This window comes from Planktosalinus sp., from assembly GCF_059864935.1.
The window spans coordinates 1-7,637 of record NZ_JCBCCK010000087.1 but is presented as its reverse complement, the minus strand read 5'-3'; the positions used below and the strand labels follow the sequence as shown (position 1 = coordinate 7,637).

Here is a 7,637-nt window from a genome sequence, read left to right as displayed (position 1 = left end):
TGATTTTTTTTACCTGCTCGAGTGAAAGTTGGGTTTCAACATCAAAGGTGCGGATGCTCTCCACTTCGTCACCAAAAAACTCGATGCGGTAAGGCTCGTCGTTGGAAAATGAAAACACATCCAAAATCCCTCCACGCACAGAGAATTCACCCGGTTCAGTGGCAAAATCAGTGCGGTGAAACTGGTATTCAAACATCACTTCGTTGACAAAATCTATTGAAAGTTGATCGCCTACTGCAATTTTCAGCGTGTTTTGTTCCAGTTCTTTTTTGGTGACCACTTTTTCAAAAAGCGCAGCGGGATATGTGACGATAACCGCAGGTTTTTTTCGGGAATTGATACGGTTTAGAACTTCAGAACGAAGTAATACATTGGCATTGTCTGTCTCTTCAATCTGGTAAGGCCTGCGGTAACTTCCGGGATAAAATAAGACGTCTTTATCACCCAGCAAAGCTTCCAGATCGTTGAGGTGATAGGCAGCGTCTTCTTTATCGTTGAAAATAAGCAAAAACGGGAGTTCTGTGTTTTTAAAAGATTCCGCAACAACCAGAGAAGTTGCAGCACCCAACAATCCCGTTACATGAATTTGTTTAGATAACGTTCCCCCTCCTTTGGAGGGGGTTAGGGGGAGGCTTTCCCCAAGTTTTCGGATTTCCGAAGACTTTGCAAAAAGCGAATCGACTATGGCTTTACTCATTGGTGGCAAAGATACACTTGTGATGTATTTCAGGCAACAGAAATTTAATAATGAAATGTTTTCGCAAAAAGTGAACTAACAACTATCTTTGTTCCCGTTAAAATAGAAAATATGTCATTAGAAGATTTGTTTAAAGGCGGAAACCAAAAAAGAAAATTGGGTCACTTTTCAGCTTTGGTAAATGTTGCACTGGTAGATGGCCCCCTAGCTCCTGAAGAAGAATTCCTTTTACTTCGTTTTGCACGAAAATTGGACATCAATGAGTTGCAGTACAACGAAATTCTTAAAAACCCTAAGAAATATCCCATATACCCAACCAATTCACAGGAAATCCGGCTGAAGCAGTTGCACGATATCTTCAGAATCATTTTTGCTGATGGTGAAATTGACCAGGAAGAAGCAGAGTTTTTAAGGCGCTATGCCATTTCTTTAGGGTTTAAAGAGGAGGAAGCAAATAGGGTTATCAAACGCTCTATAGATATTTTTACAGGGGGTCTCGACTTTTACGATTACGAATACCTGCTCAAAAAGAATTAATTAAAAAGTCCTGAATTTCAGGGCTTTTTTTATGCGTTTTTTGCCATAAACTCTTCGGCTTTTTCAACCATATTTTTGCTTCCGCAGAAAAACGGAACGCGTTGGTGCAATTCGGTGGGTTGAATTTCCATAATACGGTTAAACCCGTCGCTGGCCTTTCCGCCGGCTTGTTCAACAATAAAAGCCATAGGGTTACACTCATAGAGCAAGCGCAATTTGCCGTTTGATGCTTTGGAACTTTTGGGATAAAAGTAAATCCCGCCTTTTAAAATATTTCTGTGAATGTCAGAAACCAGTGAGCCAATGTATCTTGAAGTATAAGGGCGGTCATCTTCTTCCATTTGGCAGTATTTAATGTAATCTTTTACGCCCTGTGGGAAGTGTATGTAATAGCCTTCATTAACTGAATAAATGCGTCCATCTTCCGGAACACGCATGTTAGGATGCGACAAATAATAAGTTCCAATTGCAGGGTTTAATGTAAAGCCGTTTACGCCGTGACCGGTTGTATAAACTATCATCGTTGAAGTACCATAAATTATGTAGCCGGCTGCCACCTGATTGATTCCCGGTTGAAGAAAATCGTCAATGGTAACAGGCGTTCCGGATGGGGTCACCCGTCTGTAAATAGAAAAAATAGTTCCAACCGAAACATTAACGTCGATATTTGATGAACCGTCCAGCGGGTCAATCAGTACTACATACTTGTTTTCATTGTTTTTTTCACGCCCTTCAATGCGGATAAAATCGTCCATTTCTTCTGAGGCAATTCCGCAGACGATTTCACGATTGGTGAGTGTTTTAATAAATGCCCGGTTGGCGAAAACATCGAGTTTTTGCTGTTCTTCACCTTGGATATTTTTGTCGCCAAAAGCACCCAAAATATCAACCAATCCGGCTTTGTTTACTTCGTGATTGACTACCTTTGCAGCCAGTCGGATGGAATTGATCAGTCTTGAAAGTTCGCCGGATGAATAGGCAAAATCCTTTTGGTTTTCAATGATAAATTCGCCGAGGGTTTTGTTGTGGTCAGTCATTTTTTGGAAAAGATGTGAATTTGCATACAAATATCGATATTTTTGCGAAGAAAGGTTCAGAGATTGGGAATAAATTTAACCGCAAGGAACGCTAAGTTCACGCAAAGCACGCGAGGGGATCTTGCAATTAATGTTTTCTTTGCGCACCTTGCGATTGCTTTGCGTACTTTGCGGTTAATATAGAGTAAATCTTATCATATGAGCGAAAATGAAATCTCAAAAATTGTTTTTGATTGTGCTTTAAAAGTTCATAGAAATTTAGGGCCGGGTCTTTTGGAAAGTTCTTATGAAGCTTGTCTTTTTTATGAATTAGAAAAATCCGGGCTTCAAGTTCAAAAACAAAAAGGGTTGCCCCTTGTTTATGAAGAGGTTAAATTGGAATTAGGTTATAGGGTTGATTTGTTGGTTGAGAATAAAGTTGTAATTGAAGCTAAAGCTGTTGGATTGTAAATTGGGTATGTTAATTAATTTTAATGTTGTTCTAATAAAGAATGGGATTAAAAGGGTTGTAAATAACCTATAAAAACTTAACTGCAAGGAACTCTAAGTTTACTCAAAGCATGAGATGGGATTTAGCAATTAATGTGTTCTTTGCGCGCCTCGCGATTGCGTTGCGCACTTTGCGGTTAACTACTAGGAATTTAAAATTGGTTTAATGGGTTGAGATTATGGAAATTAAAGAACGAGATTCCCGCTTTCGCGGGAATATTAGGGAAGGTAAAAAAGAAGACATGCCACAGGTTCTTGAATTAATCAAGGAACTTGCTACATTTGAACGTGAACCTGAAGCTGTAGTTGTAACAGTTGATGATTTAGAAAAGGAAGGCTTTGGAGAGCACCCACTTTTTAAATGTTTTGTGGCTGAGGTGGATAATGAAATTGTGGGGATGGCTTTGGTGTATTTTCGTTTTTCAACCTGGAAAGGACGCACCATACATCTGGAGGATTTAATCGTAAAGGAAAACATGAGAGGTTCAGGTTTGGGTAGTGCACTTTATCAGGAAGTAATAAAATTTGCGAAATCTCAAAATGTTAAACGCGTTGAATTGGTGGTGCTGGACTGGAATGAAGGAGCTATTAAATTTTATGAACGCAGCGGAGCGAAAATTTTAAAAGACTGGCGCACCGTGCATATGGATGAACAAGGAATAACTAATTTTATAGATTTCAATTAATGCGTGTATTTAAATTTGGAGGGGCTTCAGTCAAAGATGCCGAGAGTATTCAAAATGTAAAAACGGTTCTGGAAGCCACAGGTCATGACAATCTGGTTGTGGTGGTTTCAGCTATGGGAAAAACAACCAATGCGCTTGAAAAAGTAGTTTCAGATTATCTAGGGAAATCACCTGAGCTTAAATTTTCACTAGCTTATGTAGTAGATTATCACCATAAAATTCTTCAAGAGCTTTTTCCGGAAAAATCACATCCAATTTACGATGAAGTTCAAGCACTTTTTGAAGAGCTAAAGTCGTTTTTTGAATTGAATAAATCTACTTCCCATGCCTATGTGTATGATCAAGTGGTGTGTTATGGCGAGTTGATTTCCACAAAAATCATCAGTCAATTCCTGAATAAAAACGGCATAAAAAACAATTGGATAGACAGTCGGGAGTGTATCAAGACAGACAACAACTACCGTGATGCCGGTGTGGACTGGGAGCAAACCCAATCACAAATCAGGGAAAAAGTAAATGCAAAATCCCTAACTGTTACACAAGGTTTTTTAGGTTCTAATGACAACAACTTCACGACCACTTTAGGCCGGGAGGGAAGTGATTATACAGCGGCTATTTTTGCTTATTGTTTAGGAGCTGAAAGTGTCACCATCTGGAAAGACGTGCCCGGTGTACTGAATGCCGACCCGCGCGAATTTAAAAATACCACACTGTTGCAGCAAATTTCCTATAGAGAGGCCATTGAAATGGCGTTTTACGGTGCTTCGGTCATTCACCCAAAAACATTGCAACCGCTGCAGCGAAAGGAAATCCCCCTTTTTGTAAAGTCATTTTTAAATCCTTCACAAACCGGAACATCTGTTGCCAAGGGAAAAGATTTAATCCCGACCGTGTCTTGTTACATTGTTAAAAAAGAGCAGGTGCTGGTTTCACTTTCCTCGCTTGATTTTTCTTTTATGGTTGAAGACAACATCGGCGAAGTGTTTAAACTACTTCATAAATACAAGATGAAGGTAAATATGATTCAGAATTCGGCCATTAGTTTTACGGTTGTGGTGGATAACAAATACAACAAACTGGAGGAACTGTTGACCAAGTTGCGTTCAAAATTCAAAGTGAGGTTTAATGAAAATGTAACCCTCTACACCATTCGCCATTTTAAGGAGCTTGAAGTTGAAAAAATGGAAAACGGTTTTGATGTGCTATTGAAACAGCAAAGCCGGGACACTATGCAGTTGGTGGTTAGGTGATTAAAGATAGCTCCAATTTTACTATATTTACCCATCACAACTAACAACAACTAAGCATGCCACTTGTTACATCTAAAGAGATTGCCCAGGCCATCAACGTTCATAAGTTGGGTTTTTTGGGCACATTTATCGGGTGGACATTGATGAAAGCGTTGCGCATTTCGGCGTGTAACCGCATTTATGACAAACATAAGCACTTGGAGGGGCTGGATTTTATTAACGCATTGCTTGAAGAGTTTGAAGTGAGATTTGAAATTCCCGAAGAAGATTTAAGGCGCATCCCAAAAAACGGTGCTTTTATTACCATTTCAAACCATCCGCTGGGCGGAATAGATGGTATTCTATTGTTGAAAGTATTACTGGAACAACGACCTGATTATAAAATCATAGCCAATTTTCTACTGCACCGCATCGAGCCTCTAAAACCATTTGTTATGCCGGTCAACCCTTTTGAAGATAAAAAGGAAGTGAGATCAAGTGTTACAGGAATTAAACAAGCCTTGCAACATTTGCAGGAGGGTTTTCCGCTGGGTGTATTCCCTGCCGGGGAAGTTTCTACTTATAAAGAGGACAAGCGCATCACTGATAAACCCTGGGAAGAATCTGCCATGAAGCTGATCAAAAAAGCTGAAGTTCCGGTAGTTCCCATTTATTTTCACGCAAAAAACAGTATGCTTTTTTACAAACTGACTAAACTGAGCCCAACATTTCGCACAGCAAAGTTGCCGTCAGAGTTACTTACTCAAAGCGATAGGGTTATCAAAGTGAGAATTGGAAACCCCATTTCGGTAAACGACCAGAAAGAACAAGAAAACCTGGAGGATTTTACGGCATTCTTACGCAAGAAAACTTATATGCTGGCCAATACCTTCAACAAGAAAAAACTGTTGGACAACATCCCAAAAACATTAAAATTCCCTAAGCCACCCAAAACCATTGCCACACCGGTTGACCCTGGAAAATTAGAAAAGGAAGTGCTGGGGCTTCAGGATTTGGACAAGCGTTTGCTTATCAGTAAAAATTATGAGGTGTTTCTTTCACACCCCAGGCATATTCCAAACATTTTACAGGAAATAGGGCGCTTACGCGAAATCACTTTCAGGGAAGTGGGCGAGGGTACAAACAACGCCATCGATTTGGATGTTTATGATGCCTATTACCACCATATGTTTTTGTGGGACAATGAGGCCAAAAAAATAGCCGGGGCTTACCGAATGGGTTTAGGTTCTAAAATTTTTGAGACCTATGGGATTGAAGGGTTTTATCTGCACGAACTTTTCCGGTTTGAACCGGAATTGCACAAAATGATGAGTCAGTCCATTGAAATGGGACGAGCCTTTATCATCAAAGAATATCAGCAAAAACCAATGCCCTTGTTTTTACTTTGGAAAGGAATTGTACACACTACATTGCGTTTTCCTGAGCACAAATACCTTATTGGTGGTGTGACCATCAGCGACCGGTTTTCAGAATTTTCAAAATCGTTGATGATTGAGTTTATGAAATCCAATTATTACGATCCTTATATTGCCCAGTTTATTCACCCCAAGAAGGATTTTAAGGTAAAACTAAAAGATGCCGATAAAGATTTTGTGTTTGACGAAAGTGAAGCAGACTTGAATAAGTTTGACAAAATCATTGACGAATTGGAACCCGGCGAATTGCGATTGCCGGTATTGATAAAAAAATACATCAAGCAAAACGCCAAAGTAGTAGCGTTTAATGTCGACCCACTCTTTAACAATGCTGTGGATGGGTTGATGTACATCCGCATTGCAGACCTTCCTGAAAGTACCGTGAAACCGGTTCTGGAAGAATTTCAAGCCGAAATGGAAAAAAGATACAACCTCAAAAACGGTGAAGCTGAAGATTAAAATCTCTGCGATCTTCGCGTCTCTGCGGTGATAAATAAAAATCTAATAATCTCATGTTTTCACCGCAAAGACGCAGAGTGCGCAAAGGTTGAATGCTTTAATTAATTTCTAACAACATCCGCCACCCGGTGAGCAACAAGCTTCCTGTGATGCGTCAACAACTTCCGGTACCCCGCAAGCTTCTTTTGCTTTGCAATCTGTTTTCTGAATAGCTAACTTGAGGATTAGTTGGTTGCTGGTCATTTCATAATCATTGACAAATAATTGTGCTGTATTGAAGTTTTTATTGCTGTATTCAAATTTCACTTCAGCCTCCGAAATAAAAGGTTTCATGCGCCCCACTTTTTTAAGAATTGAAAGGGCCTTGTAAGTAGACATAAACTCCTTTTTTTCTTTTTCTATAGGACTTTCCCAAAGTTGAATGATGGTTTCCTTCCAGGAGTCGGTTCCGGCTCCACAATCTACACTGTCAATCGTGATGTGTTTGACTTCGGTGATGTGGTAATTGGCACCGACCAATTGGCCAGGAGTATATTCAAACAACAAGGATTTATCTTGGTTTTTAGCTAATAATTCTAAAAATTCCTGAGTTTTCATAATGATTCATTTATATATCGCAATATTACGATAAACAATTGAAATAAAAAAGCCAAATCAAAAAAAATCTGGCTTTAAAATAATTTTTAAAACCAAGGCCTTTTATTGACCTGATAGGTTTGAAAAAACTCTTCGTCGCTTTTTGTTAAATAAATAATGCCTTCAATTAGACCAATTACAGCGGCAATTGATGTTGTTATACCACAAGTTGTTATGCCGAAAAGTCCTATGACAAGTAAGATGATTCCTTCAGTATTATACCCAAGTATAAATTTATGAATTCCAAGACTGCCAAGAACAATGGCTAAAATACCGGCTATAAGTTTTTTGTTTTCAGGGTTGTGGGGTTGTGGTTGGTTCCAGGTTTCTTGATTTTTGTTTTCTTCCATTTGATTTTTTATTAGTTAGTTGGAATAAATGTACTAAAATACTTTTACAAAAAGGCCTTGTCTATGGGTTCCCAAAGTTCA

At 39.1% G+C, this 7,637-nt stretch carries 8 protein-coding genes and 1 pseudogene; 5 read left to right on the top strand and 4 right to left on the bottom strand.

What is annotated here, in order from left to right; genetic code table 11:
• Positions 1-697 (bottom strand): annotated as a pseudogene (locus AC6F75_RS03920) (transcription-repair coupling factor); the annotation flags it as partial.
• A 111-nt stretch (positions 698-808) separates the two neighbouring features.
• Between AC6F75_RS03920 and AC6F75_RS03915 the strand changes: the two are divergent.
• On the top strand, positions 809-1,234 hold the full coding sequence (locus tag AC6F75_RS03915) for a TerB family tellurite resistance protein (RefSeq protein WP_500713640.1): 426 nt from the start codon (positions 809-811) through the stop codon (positions 1,232-1,234).
• Positions 1,235-1,263: 29 nt separating this feature from the next.
• Here AC6F75_RS03915 and fbp read toward each other — a convergent pair whose 3' ends face one another.
• The gene (fbp, locus tag AC6F75_RS03910) at positions 1,264-2,271 is read right to left on the bottom strand and encodes a class 1 fructose-bisphosphatase (RefSeq protein ID WP_500713639.1); all 1,008 of its coding nucleotides are present in this window, start codon (positions 2,269-2,271) and stop codon (positions 1,264-1,266) included.
• 198 nt (positions 2,272-2,469) lie between these two features.
• Here fbp and AC6F75_RS03905 point away from each other — a divergent pair, with 198 nt between their 5' ends.
• From AC6F75_RS03905 to AC6F75_RS03890, 4 genes are all read left to right on the top strand, one after another.
• Positions 2,470-2,721 carry a GxxExxY protein gene (locus AC6F75_RS03905; protein ID WP_500713638.1) on the top strand — a complete coding sequence of 84 codons (252 nt, stop codon included), beginning with the start codon at positions 2,470-2,472 and terminating at the stop codon, positions 2,719-2,721.
• Between the two features lie 218 nt (positions 2,722-2,939).
• A complete protein-coding gene (locus AC6F75_RS03900) occupies positions 2,940-3,446 on the top strand; it encodes a GNAT family N-acetyltransferase (RefSeq protein ID WP_500713636.1) in 507 nt (168 codons plus the stop codon).
• Complete coding sequence (locus AC6F75_RS03895) at positions 3,446-4,696, top strand: aspartate kinase (protein WP_500713635.1); 1,251 nt, start codon at positions 3,446-3,448, stop codon at positions 4,694-4,696. Before AC6F75_RS03900 ends, AC6F75_RS03895 begins: the two co-directional genes overlap by 1 nt.
• Before the next feature lie 56 nt (positions 4,697-4,752).
• Positions 4,753-6,570: a GNAT family N-acyltransferase gene (locus AC6F75_RS03890; protein ID WP_500713634.1), complete on the top strand. Its 1,818-nt coding sequence runs from the start codon at positions 4,753-4,755 to the stop codon at positions 6,568-6,570.
• A 108-nt stretch (positions 6,571-6,678) separates the two neighbouring features.
• Here the strand turns inward: AC6F75_RS03890 and AC6F75_RS03885 are convergent, their stop codons facing one another.
• Complete coding sequence (locus AC6F75_RS03885; protein ID WP_500713633.1) at positions 6,679-7,167, bottom strand: DUF6428 family protein; 489 nt, start codon at positions 7,165-7,167, stop codon at positions 6,679-6,681.
• 86 nt (positions 7,168-7,253) lie between these two features.
• Positions 7,254-7,556 carry an NINE protein gene (locus tag AC6F75_RS03880; RefSeq protein ID WP_500713632.1) on the bottom strand — a complete coding sequence of 101 codons (303 nt, stop codon included), beginning with the start codon at positions 7,554-7,556 and terminating at the stop codon, positions 7,254-7,256.
• Positions 7,557-7,637 lie beyond the last annotated feature (81 nt).

Excerpts from the sequence above, each read along its gene's own strand:
- fbp (WP_500713639.1), bottom strand. The coding sequence starts at position 2,271 with ATGACTGACCACAACAAAACCCTCGGCGAATTTATCATTGAAAACCAA.
- AC6F75_RS03880 (WP_500713632.1), bottom strand. The coding sequence starts at position 7,556 with ATGGAAGAAAACAAAAATCAAGAAACCTGGAACCAACCACAACCCCAC.
- AC6F75_RS03895 (WP_500713635.1), top strand. The coding sequence starts at position 3,446 with ATGCGTGTATTTAAATTTGGAGGGGCTTCAGTCAAAGATGCCGAGAGT.
- AC6F75_RS03915 (WP_500713640.1), top strand. The coding sequence starts at position 809 with ATGTCATTAGAAGATTTGTTTAAAGGCGGAAACCAAAAAAGAAAATTG.
- AC6F75_RS03905 (WP_500713638.1), top strand. The coding sequence starts at position 2,470 with ATGAGCGAAAATGAAATCTCAAAAATTGTTTTTGATTGTGCTTTAAAA.
- AC6F75_RS03885 (WP_500713633.1), bottom strand. The coding sequence starts at position 7,167 with ATGAAAACTCAGGAATTTTTAGAATTATTAGCTAAAAACCAAGATAAA.
- AC6F75_RS03900 (WP_500713636.1), top strand. The coding sequence starts at position 2,940 with ATGGAAATTAAAGAACGAGATTCCCGCTTTCGCGGGAATATTAGGGAA.
- AC6F75_RS03890 (WP_500713634.1), top strand. The coding sequence starts at position 4,753 with ATGCCACTTGTTACATCTAAAGAGATTGCCCAGGCCATCAACGTTCAT.